This window comes from [Clostridium] scindens (assembly GCF_019597925.1).
Taxonomy (GTDB): Bacteria; Bacillota; Clostridia; order Lachnospirales; family Lachnospiraceae; genus Clostridium_AP.
In genome coordinates this window covers 3,546,524-3,564,813 of sequence record NZ_CP080442.1, presented here as the reverse complement: position 1 = coordinate 3,564,813, position 18,290 = coordinate 3,546,524, and the positions used below count along the sequence as shown (strand labels likewise).

At 51.3% G+C, this 18,290-nt stretch carries 16 protein-coding genes; 15 read left to right on the top strand and 1 reads right to left on the bottom strand.

Going from position 1 to position 18,290, the window contains the following annotated elements; translation table 11 throughout:
- Positions 1 to 15 precede the first annotated feature (15 nt).
- The 15 genes from K0036_RS17140 to K0036_RS17070 all read left to right on the top strand — a co-directional run bounded on the left by K0036_RS17140 (position 16) and on the right by K0036_RS17070 (position 17,602).
- Positions 16 to 1,500, top strand: coding sequence for an L-fucose/L-arabinose isomerase family protein (locus K0036_RS17140; RefSeq protein ID WP_025641788.1), 1,485 nt, complete (start codon positions 16 to 18; stop codon positions 1,498 to 1,500).
- 95 nt (positions 1,501 to 1,595) lie between these two features.
- Positions 1,596 to 3,053 (top strand): xylulokinase, encoded by a 1,458-nt coding sequence (gene xylB, locus K0036_RS17135; protein ID WP_173694136.1) that lies wholly within the window; start codon positions 1,596 to 1,598, stop codon positions 3,051 to 3,053.
- A 717-nt stretch (positions 3,054 to 3,770) separates the two neighbouring features.
- Positions 3,771 to 5,033 (top strand): uracil permease, encoded by a 1,263-nt coding sequence (gene uraA, locus K0036_RS17130; RefSeq protein ID WP_025641793.1) that lies wholly within the window; start codon positions 3,771 to 3,773, stop codon positions 5,031 to 5,033.
- A gap of 16 nt (positions 5,034 to 5,049) precedes the next feature.
- Positions 5,050 to 5,757: a GntR family transcriptional regulator gene (locus tag K0036_RS17125; protein WP_259283343.1), complete on the top strand. Its 708-nt coding sequence runs from the start codon at positions 5,050 to 5,052 to the stop codon at positions 5,755 to 5,757.
- A gap of 217 nt (positions 5,758 to 5,974) precedes the next feature.
- On the top strand, positions 5,975 to 6,991 hold the full coding sequence (locus tag K0036_RS17120) for a zinc-dependent alcohol dehydrogenase (RefSeq protein WP_220430257.1): 1,017 nt from the start codon (positions 5,975 to 5,977) through the stop codon (positions 6,989 to 6,991).
- Between the two features lie 35 nt (positions 6,992 to 7,026).
- Complete coding sequence (locus tag K0036_RS17115) at positions 7,027 to 8,448, top strand: gluconokinase (protein WP_220430256.1); 1,422 nt, start codon at positions 7,027 to 7,029, stop codon at positions 8,446 to 8,448.
- A gap of 10 nt (positions 8,449 to 8,458) precedes the next feature.
- Positions 8,459 to 9,499, top strand: a complete 1,041-nt coding sequence (locus K0036_RS17110; protein ID WP_025641800.1) for a DctP family TRAP transporter solute-binding subunit — start codon at positions 8,459 to 8,461, stop codon at positions 9,497 to 9,499.
- Positions 9,496 to 9,984: a TRAP transporter small permease gene (locus K0036_RS17105; RefSeq protein ID WP_173694139.1), complete on the top strand. Its 489-nt coding sequence runs from the start codon at positions 9,496 to 9,498 to the stop codon at positions 9,982 to 9,984. The genes K0036_RS17110 and K0036_RS17105 overlap by 4 nt, the downstream gene beginning before the upstream one ends.
- Positions 9,985 to 9,986: 2 nt before the next feature.
- Complete coding sequence (locus tag K0036_RS17100) at positions 9,987 to 11,267, top strand: TRAP transporter large permease (protein WP_220430255.1); 1,281 nt, start codon at positions 9,987 to 9,989, stop codon at positions 11,265 to 11,267.
- 36 nt (positions 11,268 to 11,303) lie between these two features.
- Positions 11,304 to 11,927 carry a bifunctional 4-hydroxy-2-oxoglutarate aldolase/2-dehydro-3-deoxy-phosphogluconate aldolase gene (locus tag K0036_RS17095; protein WP_259283342.1) on the top strand — a complete coding sequence of 208 codons (624 nt, stop codon included), beginning with the start codon at positions 11,304 to 11,306 and terminating at the stop codon, positions 11,925 to 11,927.
- A gap of 22 nt (positions 11,928 to 11,949) precedes the next feature.
- Positions 11,950 to 12,717, top strand: a complete 768-nt coding sequence (locus K0036_RS17090) for an SDR family oxidoreductase (protein WP_025641804.1) — start codon at positions 11,950 to 11,952, stop codon at positions 12,715 to 12,717.
- Between the two features lie 10 nt (positions 12,718 to 12,727).
- Positions 12,728 to 14,128, top strand: coding sequence for an NADP-dependent phosphogluconate dehydrogenase (gene gndA, locus K0036_RS17085; protein ID WP_259283341.1), 1,401 nt, complete (start codon positions 12,728 to 12,730; stop codon positions 14,126 to 14,128).
- Positions 14,129 to 14,143: 15 nt separating this feature from the next.
- On the top strand, positions 14,144 to 15,103 hold the full coding sequence (locus K0036_RS17080) for a phosphoglycerate dehydrogenase (RefSeq protein WP_220430253.1): 960 nt from the start codon (positions 14,144 to 14,146) through the stop codon (positions 15,101 to 15,103).
- Positions 15,104 to 15,290: 187 nt separating this feature from the next.
- Positions 15,291 to 15,815 carry a hypothetical protein gene (locus tag K0036_RS17075; RefSeq protein ID WP_220430252.1) on the top strand — a complete coding sequence of 175 codons (525 nt, stop codon included), beginning with the start codon at positions 15,291 to 15,293 and terminating at the stop codon, positions 15,813 to 15,815.
- A gap of 47 nt (positions 15,816 to 15,862) precedes the next feature.
- Positions 15,863 to 17,602 carry a carbon starvation protein A gene (locus tag K0036_RS17070; protein ID WP_220430251.1) on the top strand — a complete coding sequence of 580 codons (1,740 nt, stop codon included), beginning with the start codon at positions 15,863 to 15,865 and terminating at the stop codon, positions 17,600 to 17,602.
- Positions 17,603 to 17,664: 62 nt separating this feature from the next.
- Here the strand turns inward: K0036_RS17070 and K0036_RS17065 are convergent, their stop codons facing one another.
- Complete coding sequence (locus tag K0036_RS17065; RefSeq protein WP_220430250.1) at positions 17,665 to 18,288, bottom strand: YesL family protein; 624 nt, start codon at positions 18,286 to 18,288, stop codon at positions 17,665 to 17,667.
- Positions 18,289 to 18,290: the final 2 nt, after the last annotated feature.

Below are 18,290 nucleotides of genomic sequence, written 5' to 3'. Positions count from 1 at the left end.
GGAGGTACAATGATTATGAGTAACATGCCAGAAGTGAAGATTGGGGTTGTGGCTGTCAGCCGCGACTGCTTCCCGGAGAGTCTGTCCGTGACGAGAAGAGAGAATCTGATGAAGGCCTATCAAGAAAAATACGGGGAGGAAGGAATCTATGAATGTCCGATCTGTATTGTAGAGAGCGAGATCCATATGGTGCAGGCACTGGAGGATATACAGAAAGCCGGATGCAATGCATTGGCGGTCTATCTTGGCAACTTCGGGCCGGAGATAGCGGAGACCCTGCTTGCAAAGCATTTTGACGGGCCAAAGATGTTCCTGGCAGCAGCAGAGGAGACGGGCAGCAGTTTGCTGGATGGCCGCGGAGATGCCTATTGCGGAATGCTCAATGCCAGCTATAACCTGAAACTGCGGAACATAAACGCTTACATACCGGAATATCCGGTGGGGGACGCAGGAGAATGTGCGGATATGATTCATGAATTCCTGCCCATTGCCCGGGCTATCATAGGATTGAGCAATCTGAAGATCATCAGTTTCGGGCCAAGGCCTCTGAATTTCCTTGCCTGCAATGCCCCCATCAAGCAGCTGTATAATCTGGGGGTGGAGATCGAGGAGAATTCGGAGCTGGATCTGTTCGAGGCCTTCCATAGGCATGACGAGGATGAGCGGATTCCCGGCATTGTCAGGGAGATGGAAGAGGAATTGGGAGAGGGCAATAAGAAGCCGGAGATTCTTGCGAAACTGGCACAGTACGAACTGACGCTGAAAGACTGGGTAGAGGAACATAAGGGATACCGCAAATACGTAGCGATCGCTGGCAAGTGCTGGCCAGCGTTCCAGACCCAGTTCGGCTTCGTGCCTTGTTACGTGAACAGCCGCCTGACCGCCCAGGGCATTCCGGTATCCTGCGAGGTGGATATCTACGGAGCGCTGAGCGAATTCATCGGAACTGTCGTGAGCGGCGATACGGTAACCCTGCTTGACATCAACAATTCCGTGCCGGAAGATATGTTTGAAGAGGATATCAAGGGCAGATTCAATTATACCAGACAGGATACGTTCATGGGATTCCACTGCGGCAATACGGCCTCATCCAAACTGGCATTCTGTGAGATGAAGTATCAGAAGATCATGGCAAGGGCGCTTCCACAGGAGGTGACGCAGGGAACACTGGAAGGAGATATCATTCCGGGAGACATTACCTTCTTCCGGCTGCAGAGTACTGCGGACAGCCGTCTGAGAGCCTACATTGCCCACGGAGAGGTGCTGCCTGTCGCAACCCGCTCCTTTGGCGGAATTGGAGTATTTGCAATTCCCGAGATGGGAAGGTTCTACCGCCACGTATTGATCGAAGGAGGATATCCGCACCATGGCGCTGTTGCGTTCGGCCACCACGGAAAGGCCTTGTTCGAGGTGTTCAAGTATATCGGCGTGCCGGTGGAAGAGATTGGCTATAATCAGCCTGCCACCGTCAGATATCCGACGGAAAATCCCTGGCGGTAAGACGGAAGGAATGGCGGATAGAATGGCATAGAAAGCCGTATGTGCAAGATTATGAGCAGAAACAGAGTTGAAATGGAATAAAAGGAGGAAAAAAGATGCTATATATAGGAGTGGATCTGGGAACTTCAGCGGTAAAACTGCTGCTGATGGATGAAGAAGGCAAAATACGCAATATCGTTTCCAAAGAATATCCCTTGTTCTTCCCGCACCCGGGCTGGTCGGAGCAGAGGCCGCAGGACTGGTTCGAACAGTCCATGGAAGGGATCCGGGAACTGACCGCAGAGTGTGACAAAGAAGAGGTCGCAGGCATCAGCTTCGGCGGACAGATGCATGGGCTGGTGGCGCTGGATAAGGATGATAATGTTATCCGCCCGGCGATACTGTGGAATGACGGACGAACAGGGGAAGAGACGGATTACCTGAATCAGACGATCGGCAAGGAACGGCTGTCCGCATATACGGCGAACATTGCATTTGCGGGATTTACCGCGCCGAAGATCCTCTGGATGAAGAAGCATGAGCCGGAGAATTTTGGGAAAATCAGCAAAATCATGCTTCCCAAGGACTATCTGGCCTACAAGCTGTCCGGCTCTTTCTGCACGGATGTATCCGACGCGTCAGGGATGCTGCTGATGGATGTAAAGAACAGATGCTGGTCCGGGGAAATGCTGGATATCTGCGGCATTACAGAAGCACAGCTGCCTACGCTGCACGAAAGTTACGAAGTGGTGGGCACGCTGAGACCCGGGATTGCCGAAGAACTGGGGCTGCCAAAGTCGGTAAAAGTAATCGCAGGCGCCGGGGACAATGCGGCGGCAGCCGTCGGAACAGGCACGGTGGGAGAAGGAAGATGCAATATTTCCCTTGGAACCTCAGGGACCATCTTCATCTCCAGCAAGAAATTCGGCGTGGATGAGCACAATGCACTGCATTCCTTTGCCCACGCGGACGGCAATTACCATCTGATGGGCTGTATGCTGAGCGCGGCCGCCTGCAACAAATGGTGGAGCGAGGAAATCTTAAAGTCCAAGGACTTTGCCGCAGAACAGTCGGGCATTACCAGGCTTGGGGAGAATCACGTATTCTACCTTCCTTACCTGATGGGAGAGCGTTCTCCGCATAATAACCCGGATGCCCGCGCGATGTTCATCGGCATGTCCATGGATACCACAAGGGAGGATATGACCCAGGCCGTGCTGGAAGGGGTTACATTCGGGCTTCGGGATTCCCTGGAAGTTGCAAGAAGTCTTGGCATCCAGATCGAGCGCACGAAGATCTGCGGAGGCGGGGCAAAAAGCCCGCTGTGGAAGAAGATCATCGCAAATGTAATGAACATGAAGGTAGATGTGATCGAGAGCGAGGAAGGGCCGGCGCTTGGCGCAGCCATGCTGGCGGCAGTAGGTTGCAAAGCCTACCCGGATGTGGAGACGATCGCCAAAAAACTAGTAAAAGTAGTAGATACGGTAGAGCCGGATCCGGAACTGGTGGCAAAATATGAGGAAAGGTATCAGAAGTTTAGGCGGATATATCCTACGGTGAAGGAATTGTACTAAGAGAATTTTAGCGGATTGAGGACGCCGGGGAAGGGCGGGGGCGGATTGCTCCGATGCTTCGCCGCCTCCGGCTATTCCACCAAACTGTAAGAGTCTGAGACAGTCGGCTTAAGGCCTCCTGCCTCAGACTCTTACAGTTTGGGGAAGGATCCTTCGGACGACTCCGCTTGCCTGCGCGATCCACACCCGCCCTTCCCCGGCTCCCGGCAATACGCTGGTAATTCTTAGGTGAGTGCAGGCGATAGGGTACGCCACTTTCATAAAGGGCGCTAGTGAGAAAGGAAGAAAAGTTTACAATCCATGTACAATAATCCGGGGGAATAATTTCTAAAAGTGGATATTATATAATATATCCTGCCAAAAGGCGTACCTTATCGCCCGCACTGACGTCGGAATTGCCAGCAAATTGCCGGGAGCCTGAGGGGAGGGGGCGTGGCTTGCGCAGGGTAAGCGGCGGCGTCCGGAATATCCTTGCCGGATACGTTAGACTGCCAGAGAAGAGCCGCTATCGGCGACTCTCTGGCAGCCTTACGTATCCGTGCAAGAGATGGAGGCGCCAAAGCATCGGAGCAAACCACGCCCCCTCCCCTCAGGCGGTTCGCCAATCCTCCCAATTCCCCCAATTCCCCTAAATTCCTAATTCCATTCCCCACTTCCTTATGATAAAATATAGAAGAATGTAGGTTTTGAGAGTGAAGAACAAGAGGAGGAAATAAAATGGAAAGTCGAAAAATCATCCAGATAGAGGACAAGGTTCCTTTCCGGCTGCTGGTTCCGTTAAGCATCCAGCATATGTTTGCCATGTTCGGGGCATCCGTGCTGGTGCCGTTCCTGTTTGGAATCAGCCCGGCCATCGTGCTGTTCATGAATGGCGTGGGAACGTTGCTGTTCATCTTGATCACGAAGGGAAGGGCGCCGGCTTACCTAGGTTCCAGTTTTGCCTTTCTTGCGCCAGCGGGAATCGTTATCAGCGAGATGGGATATCCGTACGCGCTGGGCGGATTTGTCGCCGTGGGATTCTGCGGCTGCCTCCTTGCGCTGATCATCTATAAGTTCGGCTCCGACTGGATTGACGTGGTGCTGCCTCCGGCCGCTATGGGACCGGTCGTTGCGCTGATCGGGCTGGAATTGTCCGGGAGCGCCGCCAGCAACGCGGGACTGCTGGAGAAGACGGTGGATCCAAAGAACGTGATCGTATTTGTGGTGACGCTGGGAGTGGCGATATTCGGCAACATCCTTTTCCGCGGCTTCCTTTCTGTGATACCGATACTGATTGCGGTCATCGCGGGGTATGTGGCTGCGCTTTGCTGCGGCATCGTTGATTTTACGGAAGTGTCCAAGGCATCCATCTTTGCCATGCCCAATTTTCAGATGCCGAAGTTCAGCATGGAGGCAATCCTGATCATCCTTCCGGTACTGCTGGTGATTACATCGGAACACATTGGACATCAGGTGGTAACAAGCAAGATTGTAGGGCGGGATCTTCTGAAAGATCCGGGACTTCACCGGTCTTTGCTGGGGGACAACCTTTCTACCATGATATCCGGATGTATCGGCTCCGTGCCCACCACGACTTACGGCGAGAATATTGGGGTGATGGCTGTCACCAAGGTATATAGCGTAAGGGTGATCGCAGGCGCTGCCGTCCTTTCCATTATCTGTTCCTTCGTAGGGAAGCTTTCTACTTTGATCCAGACGATCCCGGGGCCTGTCATCGGGGGCATATCCTTCCTCCTGTACGGTATGATTGGCGCATCTGGCATCCGTATCCTGGTGGATTCCAAGGTGGACTATGGACGTTCCAGGAACCTGACGCTGACAAGCGTGGTATTTGTAACCGGACTGTCCGGAATCTCGGTGAAGTTTGGAAATATTCAGCTGACAGGCATGGTGCTGGCCTGCGTAGTAGGAATGGCGCTGAGCCTGGTATTCTATATCCTTGACAAATTAAAATTAACGAATGACAGGGAAGAGGCGTAAGATCTGGAGGAGTGTTATGAACGAAAAGAAGTCGAAAGAGCAAGAGACGAAAGAAACCATGGTTGATACCATATGCAGAAATATACGCAGGGATATTATTGCCCATGAGTTAAGGCCAGGACAGAAGATCAATGTAAAAGAACTGGCGGCCAGGTATGGGACCAGCGAGACGCCGGTAAAGATAGCCTTAAACCGGCTTCTGTCCGAGCAGATCGTGGAGAATTTCCCCCGCCATGGAATGAAGATAAAGTCGATAGACGAGGAAGAGGCTAAGGAAATATTCAGCCTGAGGCTGATGATGGATCTTTATTATACCAAGGAGATCATCGAGGCCGTACATACGAACAATACGCTCAGGGAAGCGCTTGAGAATAATGTGAATGAGCATTATGAGATCATGAAGAAGTATGAGAATGAGAATACGGTAGAAAAATATATGGAAAATTATATCCATGACGCCAAATTCCATGAATTGTATCTGAAATGCTCGGGGAACAGGAAACTGGTAGAATTATACCATAGCGTGAATCCTTTCATATACAGCAATTATATTTTCCGGAAACAATCTAAGGAGAAAGATTTTGCAGGAGTGGAAGAACACAGGAAGATTATCCAGGCAATCTTTGACGAGGATGAAGAGCGGCTCAGGGAATGCCTGAAAGAGCATATTAATAATGCGGTAAAGGCGATCAGCATGATCATTAAGATTGATAAGATGCTGTAATAACGAAGTACAGAACCGGCGGAAGACGCAAGAAGCAAATTGCGTTTTCCGCCGGTTTTTTTGCTGCTGTCTGATGGGCTGTTGTAATATTGCACAAATTTACTTGTCTAATTATAGGAGAATTGGCTGATTGACGCGATTGACAATAAAATATATAATTAGATACAGAAAAAATCTTTTTTAGAAAGAAAAAAATCTAAAGTTCATGGAGGAAATTATGAAAGCATTAGTGTATGAAGGAGCCAAAAAGGCCGTGCTGGAGGATGTAAAAGAGCCAAAGAAGAAGGAAGGCGCGGTAAAACTGGATATAAAGTACTGTGGAATATGCGGATCTGATATTGGAATCTATCTTGGGACGCATCCCAGAGCCAAGGCGCCGCTGGTTTTCGGGCATGAATTTCTGGGGATTGTGGCAGAAGACGGACAGAAGTTCAAGAAAGGCGACCGGGTAGTACCGTTTCCGCTGCTATCCTGCGGACAATGCAGAGCCTGCAGGACAGGGAACGAGCATGTATGCAATACCCTGGGACTGATCGGCATTGATAAGGACGGCGGCGTATGCGAACGGATCTATGTGGATGAGGACGTGCTGTACAAGGTTCCGGATGGGGTCAGCGATAAGGCGGCGGCAGTCATCGAGCCTTTGGCGGTGATCGTAAGAGCGATCCACCAATCCGGCTTTAAGGCGATGGACACCTGCGTCGTGATCGGAGCGGGTCCCATCGGCATGCTGACAGGAATCGTGCTGAAGTTTGCAGGCGCTTCCAAGGTATTTATCTCGGATGTGGCTGCAAAAAGACTGGATCAGGCAAGGGCGTTCGGCCTGATTCCGGTGAACGCAGCCAAGGAAGACCTGGAACAAGTCGTAAAAGATGCCACGGACGGGGAAGGATGCGATACCCTCTTCGAATGCAGCGGCGCGGCCGCAGCTGCCATGCAGATGACGGATATTACAAGGGTAAGCGGCAATATCTGCATCGTATCGGTACATAAAGCGCCTCATGAGGTCATGCTTCGGGACGTGAATTTCAAGGAGCAGCATATTGTTGGAACCAGGGTCTACACCAGAGAAGAATTCAAGGAGGCGGTGGAGTTATCCAGGCTCCTGGAAGAACAGCTGGAGCAGGTAGTGACCCATGTGGTACCGCTAAAAGACAGCGAGAAGGTATTCGACATGATCGCGGATGAATCGTGCGGCACGATCAAGGTGATCGTGGACTGCCAGGACAAATAGAAGGACAGATAGAAAGACGGAAGGAAGACAAAGTTATGCGGATATTAGCCCTGGAGGCAAGTACGACATCGGCGAAAGCCATGCTCTACGATACAAAGAGCAGAACGTATGAAGAGAAGATAAAAGCATATGGGAAAATGTATGATGAGGAAGTGCTTCACGACGCAGACAAGGTGTTTGACTGCATGGCGAAGATTGGAAGAGAGCTGGCCGGGGGCCGGGAGATTTCCATTATTTCCTTAAGCGGAACATGGCACAGCGTCCTGCTCTGCGACCGTAGGATGCGGCCGGCGACACCGGTCTATCCCTGGTCCTATACCGGTGCGGCCCCGCTTTGCGGCCGGCTTAGGGAAGATGCCAGTTTTGTGGAAGACTATTACCAGAAGACAGGCTGCATGGTGAATGCCACCTATCCATTTTTCAAGCTTCTTTTTCTCAGGGAGCAAGGATATGATCTGAAAGACTACTATATCATGGGGCAGGGAACCTATAACACCTACCGGCTGACCGGGGAGCGGGTGGCCTCTCGATGCATGATATCCGGGACAGGGCTTATGAATATACATACCAGGGAATACGATGATGAGATTCTTAAGATGGCGGGAATCGCCAGAAGCCAGCTGTCCCGGCTTACAGAAAGCAATCATACGCAGCCATTATCCGAAGAAGGAGCAAGGATTCTGGGGCTACGCCCGGGGATTCCGGTGATTGTGGCCAATTCTGACGGAGGCTTAAACCAGATCGGCGTTGGCGCGATCAAGGAGAATGTGATGACCTTCTCCGTGGGAACCAGCGGAGCCATGCGGATCAGTACCGCCAAGCCGATGATTCCCAAATCGCCATCCACCTGGTGCTACCTGTCGCCTAAGGGCTGGCTTAGCGGGGCCGCAACGGCAGGGTGCTGCAACTGTATTGACTGGTTTGTGGAACACGTGGCAGCTGGCAAGACGGACTATAGCCAGCTGGAGCAAGGGGAAGACGAGATTCTGGATACGCCCATATTCCTTCCGTTCCTCTTTGGGGAGCGATGTCCCGGATGGAATGACAAAAGAGGCGGCGGATTTGCCGGACTTAAGGCCGGCCATGACATTAAGGATATGTACAGGGGCGTACAGCAGGGAATCTTATTTAATCTCTATCATTGCTACAGGCTTCTTACGGAAGTGGCAGGGGAGCCTGAGAAGATAAAACTATCAGGGGGGATTCTCCATTCCAGGGTATGGACGCAGATGTGCGCCGATATCTTTGGAAAAGAGATGGAGATAGATCAATCCAAGCAAAGCTCCCTGATGGGCGCGGTCATACTGGCACGGGAAATCATAGGGGATCTTAAGGATATTTCCGACTATGAGCCGAGCGTAAAGACTACCGTGAGGCCGGATATGGCAAGGAATGAACGGTATAGGAAGCAGTTTGAGAGGTATTTGCAGATGTATAGAAGCATGGAGCAAGAATAGGAGGAAGAAAATGGAGAAGAAAAAAATCATCGCCTCGGCGGCGGTTGTGGCTGCAATAGTATTGGGCGCAACGTTCACTGCGGTTGGAGGAAAATTCAAGCAGGAAGAAAAGGTCAATCTTATCCTGTCCAATGTTACATCCTCTTCCGCGAAAGAGGCGGGACTGAAGTTTAAAGAATTGGTAGAGGAATATTCCGACGGAACGGTAACCGTGGATGTATTCCAGGATAACCAGCTGGGGGATGATAAGACCTCGGTGGAAGGAGTACAGGTGGGCGACATTGATATCGCAGTGTCATCGACCAGCTCGCTTTCTACAATGTATAAGGATTATTACCTGTTTGACACGCCATACCTGTTCCTGAATTCCGACGAAGTCTACGATATCGGCTTTGGAGGAGAGGCAGGAGAGAAGATCATGGAAGGCGTGGAAGACGTAGGACTGCGCGGAATGGCAATGTGGGAGAATGGATTCCGCAATTATACCAATGACAAGATTCCCGTAAGCAAGCCAGAAGACGTAAAAGGGCAGAAGATCCGCACCATGGAAAATGACATCCATCTGAAGGCATGGTCCGCGATCGGAGCCAATCCGACGCCCATGGCCTTCTCTGAATTGTTTACAGCAATGCAGCAGGGAACCGTAGACGGAGAAGAGAACCCGATCGGTATTATCCAGAGCAACCGGTTCTACGAAGTACAGAAATATATCTCCCTGACGCAGCATGTATATACTCCGTACTGCGTGGTCATGAACCCAAGGAAATATGATTCCCTGACAGACCAGCAGAAAGAGGCGGTGGATAAAGCGATGAAAGAAGCCACCGAGTATCAGATCAAACTCTCCCAGGAAGACGAGGAGAAAGCGCTAAAGGATATGGAAGAATACGGCTGCGAGATCATCACGCTGTCGGATGAGGAGAAGCAGGCTTTCCAGAAGATCGTAGAAGAAAATGAGATATTTGATTTCGCGAAAGGCAAGATGACTCATCCAGAGTACTTTGATGAGATGCAGACAGAATTAGAAGAATATAGGGGGAACGCAGAATGAAAAAATTAATTCACTGGCTGGATGAATACCTGGAGATTTCTCTGTGCGTGGCATTGATGTCAGTCATGACGGTTGTAATATTCGTGCAGGTTGTAATGCGTTATGTTTTCCATAATTCTCTGACCTGGTCGGAAGAATTTGCAAGATACTGTTTTATCTGGCTGATCTATCTTGGGATCAGCTATGGATGCAAGATTATGAAGCACATCAAAATTGATGCCGCCTTAAAACTGTTTCCGGAAAAGATACGGCCATATGTAGTGCTATTCGGGGATCTGTGCGTGCTGGCATTTGCCGTGTATATCGTGATCACCGGATGGGAACTGACCGTGTTCCAGGCGCAGCTTGGAAAGACGTCGCCCGCGCTTGGACTGCCGCTTCAGTTTGTGAACGCGGCGCCGGTGGCAGGATTCTTCCTGGCGGCGATCAGGCAGATACAGACCATATTCTACAGGGTCGGGCAATTAGGAAAGGATGGTGAGTAAGGATGGTATGTGCAGTACTTTTTATCGTGTTGATTATTGCGCTGGTGGTAAATGTCCCTGTGGGAATTGCCATCGGAGTATCTTCCCTGGCAGCGGTGCTGGCAGATGGGAGATTAAGTTCCACTTATATTGTGCAGCAGCTGGTGACGAGCGCGGATTCATTTCCGCTGATGGCAATTCCGCTGTTTATCCTGGCAGGCGAGCTGATGAGCGCCGGAGGGGTATCTAAGAGAATATTGAATGTCTGCAATGTGTTCTTTGGAAGGATCACGGGCGGCCTTGCCATTGTAACCGTCATTGTATGCATGTTCTTTGCGGCGGTGTCCGGTTCCGGGCCGGCAACCGTAGCAGCGGTAGGCTCCATGGTAGTGCCGACCATGCTTGAAAAAGGATACAGTAAGAGTTTCACGCTGGCGCTGATTGCAACGGCGGGAAGCATAGGCGTCGTAATACCGCCCAGCATTCCGATGGTCATCTACGGCGTGTCTACCAGCACGTCCATCAGCGGCATGTTTATGGCAGGATTCCTGCCGGGCATCCTGATTGGAATCGGCCTGATCATCTGCTGCTACTTCTACTGCAAGAAGCAAGGCTGGAAGGGGGATGACCGTCGCTACACGGCCAAGGAGAAACTGGCAGCCATCTGGGATGCCAAGTGGGCGCTGATCAATCCGGTCATCATCCTGGGAGGAATCTATGCAGGAATCTTCACGCCTACGGAAGCGGCGGCAGTTGCGGCGGTATACGCGTTTATATGCGGTACATTCATCCATAGGGAACTGAATATTAAGAATATTTTTGATCTGATCGCCGCATCCTGCTCTACCACCGGAACGACCATGGTCATTATCGGATGTGCAACGGCATTTACGAAGATTTTGACCATCCAGCGGATTCCGGACATGATCACAAAGGGAATCAGCGGGCTGACCACCAACTATGTGCTGATCCTGCTGTTGATCAATCTGCTGCTTCTGATTGTGGGCTGCTTCATGGATACCACGCCGGCGATGATGGTACTGTCTCCGATCCTGCTTCCGATTGCGCTTAGCATCGGAATGAACCCGATCCATTTCGGAGTCATCATGGTCGTAAACCTTGCGATCGGATTCATCACGCCGCCTCTTGGAATCAACCTGTTCGTGGCGGCCAGAGTCGGGCGGGAGCCGCTTGAGACGGTTACCAGCGGCATTATGAGATTCATGGTAGTCATGCTGATCTGCCTGATGCTGATCACGTTTATACCGGCGATATCAATGCTGATACCGAATGCGTTTATGTAACTTATAGAGTAACAGAGTAAGAAGGAGAGAATGAACATGGATGTAATGAAAAAAGTAGAGGAATTAAAGATCGTACCTGTTGTGAAGCTGGATCGGGCAGAGGATGCCAGGCCGCTGGCTGAGGCGCTGTGTGCCGGAGGGCTTCCGGTAGCGGAAGTTACGTTCAGGACGGATGCCGCAGAGGAATCCATCCGGATTATGAGAAAGGAATTCCCGGAGATGCTTGTCGGGGCAGGAACGGTTACGAATCTTGACCAGGCTGCGCGCGCGGTGGAAGCGGGAGCCCAGTTCATAGTCTCTCCCGGAATGAGCAGGGCGGTAGTCGAATATGCCCTGGAGAAAGGCCTTGCGGTATTTCCCGGTACCTGCACCCCGACGGAAGTCATGATGGCTATGGAATACCAGCTTCCGGTGGTGAAGTTCTTCCCGGCGAAGCAGTATGGAGGCCTTGACACGATCAAAGCGCTTGCGGCGCCATTCCCGTCCATGCGCTTCATGCCTACCGGAGGGATCAATGCGGGCAATATTCAGGAGTATCTTGGATTTGACAAGATTGTGGCATGCGGAGGCAGCTGGATGGTAAAAGACGCCTACATCAATGCCGGGGAATTTGATAAGATCAGGGAATTAACCGAAGAGGCAGTAAAACTTGTAAAATAAGCAGAAAAGAGGAAGAAGAATTATGAAGAATTATACAGATCTGACAGGCAAGAATGCAATCGTTACAGGAGCGGCCCAGGGCTTAAGCCTTGGCATGGCAGAAGGGCTGATGGAGGCAGGAGCTAAGGTCTGCATCATCGACGTCAATCCAAAGGCAGAAGAAGTTGCAAAGGAGAAATGCGCCCAGGGCTATGACTGCCATGCGGTAATTGCCAATCTCACAGAGGAAGAGGACCGGAAGGTAAAATTCAGCCAGGCTGTAGAAATGCTGGGCGGCCGCCTGGATATCCTGGTAAACGGAGCGGGCGTGCAGCGCAGGCATAAGAGCGAGGAATTCCCCAAGGAGGACTGGGACTTTGTAATGAACGTGAACCTGAATGCGGTATTCTACATGTGCCAGTTGGCAGCTAAGCAGTTCATGGCACAGAACAGCAAGGGAAAGATCATCAATATCGCGTCCATGCTGTCCTTCTTCGGCGGCTATACAGTACCTGCCTATGCGGCTTCCAAGGGCGCTGTGGCTCAGCTGACCAAAGCATTCTGCAACGAGTGGGCGGAAAAAGGGATCAACGTCAATGCCCTGGCACCAGGCTATATGGCGACCGAGATGAATACGGCGCTGATGGATCCTGCCAACCCAAGATACCAGTCTATCACGGAGCGGATTCCCGCAAAAAAATGGGGAACCGGGGATGATATGAAAGGCCCCTGCGTATTCCTGGCTTCTGAGGCATCCGATTACCTGAATGGCGCCATTATCCCTGTAGATGGCGGATACCTGGTCAGATAAGGAGAAAAAGATGATGCAGTATGAGATAGGCGTATATGGGCTGGGCGTCATGGGGGCAGGCATAGCGAGGAATATGCTGGACCATGGGGTTAGAACCGCGGTATACAGCGTGTCCGAAGAAGAACGCAAGAGGTTCGAGACGGATGGATATGAGGAAACGTGCAAGGTATGCGACACGGAGGCGGAACTGATCCAGTCCCTTGCCCGGCCAAGAAAGATTTTTCTGATGATCACCGCCGGAAGTCCGGTGGATGCCGTGCTCTCTTCGCTGGTTCCGTCGCTTGAGCCAGGGGATGTGATCTTTGATGGAGGCAATTCCTATTATAAGGACACCGACAGACGGTGCCACGCCTTGGAAGAGAAAGGAATTCGCTATGTGGGATGCGGCATATCAGGCGGAAGGCTTGGAGCATTGTACGGCCCCAGCATTATGCCCGGCGGAAGTTATGAAGGCTACCGTGCAGGCGAGAAGATTCTGAGGGCAATCGCGGCAACGGCAGATGGAAAGCCTTGCTGCGCCTATGTCGGCCAGGGGGGGGGAAGCGGCCATTATGTGAAGATGGTGCATAACGGAATCGAGTATGCCATCCTGGAACTGATTGCGGAGGCCTACATGCTTATGCGAAGCGGACTTTCCATGACCCATGAGGCGGTCCTTGCAGTATTCAAAGCCTGGCAGCGGACGCGGCTGGATTCTTACCTGATCGACATCAGCGTTCAGGTGATGGAACAATACGAGGAGGACGGCGTGCCGCTGATTGACAGGATTCTGGATGTAGCGGAACAGAAAGGCACCGGGAAGTGGACGCTTTGCGAGGCCATAGAAAGAGGCGTATATACGCCGGGCATCTATGAGTCTGTCCTTGCGCGCAGTTTTTCGGCAAAGAAGGAAGAGCGCCTTGCCGGCGCGGCTATCCTGAATGCGTCAGCCAGTAAGATGGAACTTGATCAGGCAGAAGAGACGTTAGGAGACGCGCTTCTTCTCGCCATAGCGCTGTCATATAGCCAGGGGATGGAATTGATCCGCAAGGCATCCGATGACAATGGCTGGGAGATCGATCTGGCCGCCCTCGCGGATCTTTGGAAGGCAGGGTGCATCATACGAAGCAGCCTGCTGGGAGATATCAAAGAGGCGGCAAAGGAAACGGCCGCGCCTCTGATCTTATCTGAGGCATTTAAAAGCCTGCGGAAGCTGGAGCCATCGCTTCGCGATGTAGTGGTGAAGGCGGAAGCCGCGGGAATGGCGCCGACAGGGTTTGCGGCCGCGCTTCATTATTATGATTATTACCGTAGGAAGGATATGCCGGTCAGATTCGTCCAGGCGCTGCGGGACTGTTTCGGCGCCCACACGTATATGCGGAAGGATCAGGAAGGGCACTTCCATACAGAATGGCAGACAATAGGCAAGTAATAGCGGAGGAAGAACATGGGCAAGTATAAAGTAATTGTAACAGCCAGGTCGTTTGGAAAGGCGGACGATCAGGCGTTGAGGCTTTTAGAGGAGCATGGATGCGATGTCGTAAGGCTTGCGGCAGGAGATGCCGCATTTGACGAACAGATAAAAAAGGAAATCATGGCGGCAGATGCGGTGATCGCAGGGCTGGATGCGTATTCCGGGGAATTGATCGACTCGGCCGAAAGACTGAAGGTCATCTCCCGTTACGGGGTAGGATATGACAAGGTAGATGTAGAGGCTGCGAACAGGAAAGGGATCCTGGTTACGATAACCCCGGGAGCCAACGGAGACTCTGTGGCAGACCTGGCGGTAACTTTGATGCTGGACGCGGCCCGCAATGTGGCGGCTATGGATGCGGCTATGAAGGGCAGGGCCCAGGCGCGCCCCCAGGGAGTCGAGATGTGGCAGAAAACCTTGGGCGTGATCGGAACCGGAAGGATTGGCCAGGGGGTAGCCAGAAGGTGCAGGGGATTCGATATGAAGATTCTCTGTTATGATATCTACGAGAACGAGGCATTTAAGAAAGAATGCAATGCCAAGTACGTGGATCTTTCTACCCTGCTTAAGGAATCCGATTTCATCACCATCCATTCTCCGCTGACGCCGGAGACAAAAGATATGATTGGCGCCAGGGAATTTGACATGATGAAGAATGACGCGGTGATCGTCAACACGGCCCGCGGCGGAATCATCAATGAAGAGGCGCTGTACGAAGCGCTGAAGTCCGGCAGCATCCGGGGCGCGGGACTGGACGCGACGGTAGATGAGCCGCCTTATGACAGCCCGCTTATGACGCTCCCCAACTGTATTCTTACGCCCCACGCAGGAGCGGCAACGAAAGAGGCCAGCAGCAAGATGAGCCTGATGGCGGCGCAGAACGTGGTTGACGTGCTGACGACAGGAGACTGTAAATATAAAGTGAATCCATAATTTTAAGAAGAGCGGCTGATGCTATCATCGGCCGCTCTTTTTGTATTGTAAAACTTTATTTGATGCTCAAACAAATTAAAGAGTGCGCTCTAAAAGTGTTGCATTTTTTTGAGAAAAGTGCTATTATTTTATAGGATTTTAATAAATAGTTTATCGCAGTAAAGTGATACTAAGGAGAAAATTAAATATGACAGGCGTAAATCTATTAGAAAAACTGCTTGATTCGTATCAGTCCAGCTACGATATAGACCGAGCCTATGATGTCGACGGGGACATCTATGACGCACATGCCAGCTTCAATGTAACCAGCGCCAAGTATGTCCTCATTAAGAAGGCTGAACTTTGGCGGGCGAATTGTTTCGAGCATGTGTTTTTCCGCGTGCTTGAGGAACTGACGGTTCAGGATATCGAGAGATTCCGCCGGCAGATCGTGACATACATAGAGCCAACGCTGGTGCGGGGCGAGAAGAAATGTCCGGAAAAAGACCATATGTACACTTATATGACAGGCGTGTTCATCGCCGGCCATGGGGTGTCGGATCAAGTAAAGAAGATAGTGAAAAGTTTCGGATATGTGAAGAACTATCGGTTTGCCATCCGGGGATACAGCGAGGCAAGACTTCTTGTCTTTGATCTTGAGAATCATAAAGTATTCGGCAACCGGGCGGCAAAAGACCTTGTGAAAGGCTATACAAAGGCCGGAATTATCTGACCTTTTTAGCATACCATACAAAACGAAGGAATGAGGAGGAATTAAGTATGAATGGTATTCTAGTACTAGTTATTGGTATTGCGATCCTGGCCGTTGCATATCTTACATACGGCAAATGGCTTGCAAAACAGTGGGGAATTGATCCATCAAGAGAAACTCCTTCACACACGGAAGAGGACGGCGTGGATTATGTTCCCGCAAAAGCTCCGGTGCTGATGGGACATCATTTCTCATCTATCGCAGGAGCCGGCCCGATCAACGGACCTATCCAGGCTGCTGTATTCGGATGGGTGCCAGTGCTCTTATGGGTACTGATCGGAGGAATTTTCTTCGGTGCGGTACATGATTTTGGAGCGCTGTTTGCTTCTATCCGCCATAAAGGACAGTCTATCGGCGAGGTTATTGCCGATGCAATGGGAGGCAAGGCAAAGAAGTTGTTCCTGATCTTCTCTTACCTTACATTAATCCTGGTAGTGGCAGCGTTCGCCTCTATCGTGGCAAATACATTCATGGCAACTTATACGGAGAGCGGAGCGGTAGACATGGCAGCAAGCGCGGCCAATGCAACGACCGCTATGATTTCCATTCTGTTTATCGTGATCGCTGTTGCGTTCGGATTCCTGGTATACCGCCGCAACGCCGGACTTGGCGTATCAACGATCATCGGCGTGGCTGCCATCGTAGTGTGCATGGTGATCGGCCTGAACTGGCATCCGCTGTATCTGAGCAACACGGCATGGATGATCATCGTGGGCATCTATATTCTAGTTGCGTCCGTAGCTCCGGTATGGATCCTGCTACAGCCGCGTGACTACTTAAGTTCATTCTTGCTTTACTTCATGATGATCGTAGCGGTTGTCGGAATCGTTGGCTGCGGCATCTCAGGTGGAGCCACTATGGATATTCCGGCGTTCACAGGGTTTAAAGATACTTTGATGCCTACAGGAACATCCCTTGGATATATGTTCCCGGCATTGTTCGTAACGATCGCGTGCGGGGCTATCTCAGGATTCCATTCATTGGTTGGTTCCGGTACGACGGCAAAACAGCTCAACAGCGAGAAGGACGCGCAGCCGATCGCTTACGGCGGAATGTTGATCGAGTGCGCGCTGGCAATCATCTCCCTGTGCGCAGTAGGATACATCTGGGCAAACTATGCATCCGGCGAGACGGTAACACCTACCGTTGTATTCGCGACAGGCATTTCCAAGATGCTCAGCACCATCCCTGGCCTTGCGGCGACGGAAAAGGTTGCCTATACCTTGCTTGTATTGACCGTATCCGTATTCTGCCTGACATCCCTGGATACCGCGACGCGTCTTGCTCGTTATATGTTCCAGGAATTCTGGCTGAATCCAGGAGAGGACATCAAGGATGTTACCGGTTATAAGAAGGTCCTGACCAATCCTTATGTTGCTACGATTATCACCGTCATCCTTGGAATCGGCCTTGGACTTACCGGATATGCCAACATCTGGCCATTATTCGGCGCGGCCAACCAGCTGCTTGCGGCGCTTGGACTTCTGGCGGTTGCAACCTGGCTTGGAAAGGCAGGGAAGAACAACAAGATGTTCCTGTTCCCAATGGCATTCATGCTGGTGGTAACAATTACATCACTCATATTTACTCTGAAGTCTAATATTGCGGGAATTGCGGCAGGAGCGGCAGGAGTTGGCTGGTGCTACGTACGTACCATCCTGTCAGCACTTCTGATCGTGCTGGCTGTCATCCTGGCAATTGACGGAGTCAAGACTCTCATAAGCCAGAGAAAAGAAAAAGCAGCATAAAGAAAGTCTTTAGAAAAAGGACGGGGCAATGTGCCTCGTCCTTTTTGCATTACGATAGAAAATTATGCCTGCTTTTTATATACATGGAGCAGGATCAGGGACTGGATATAGGCGATCGTAGAAAAGCCTGCGGCCATTTGAATAGAAAGAACCAGACCGGCCCACCTGGGAGCCAGCAGGGACACGGCAAATGGCAAGGCCTGGATGCACAGGCACAGAAGCGTGCAGGGCAGATATTTAAACAGCAGCACCAGCGCGTTCTTAAGCATGCTTCCTAATGAAGCCTTATAGATAGGAGGCATGGAAAAGGAATACAAAGCAATTCCATACAGAAAGAACAAGGTGCAGAACTGGAAGCAGGCCAGAAAAATCTTTACAAAGCCCGGCGGCATGGAGGGCAGTATAGAGAGGTTTACACGGCACAAGAGAAGCAGGGCCGCGCAGAGCGCCCATACCATGGTTCCCTGCTTAAAGTTTTTCTTCCACTCTGCAAGATAGCTGCGGACGATATAGGATTCCCGGCCATCCGCCATGGCGGCGCCAACCTGGTAAAGCGCTGCAAAAGAAGCCCCGATGGTGACGATGGGCAGGCAGGTCAGGAGAAATATAAAGTTTAACAGGATCAGGTCAGCCAGCCTGGTAAAAAAGGAAAAGAAGCGGCTGTCCATAAGATTGTGATGTTCCAAAT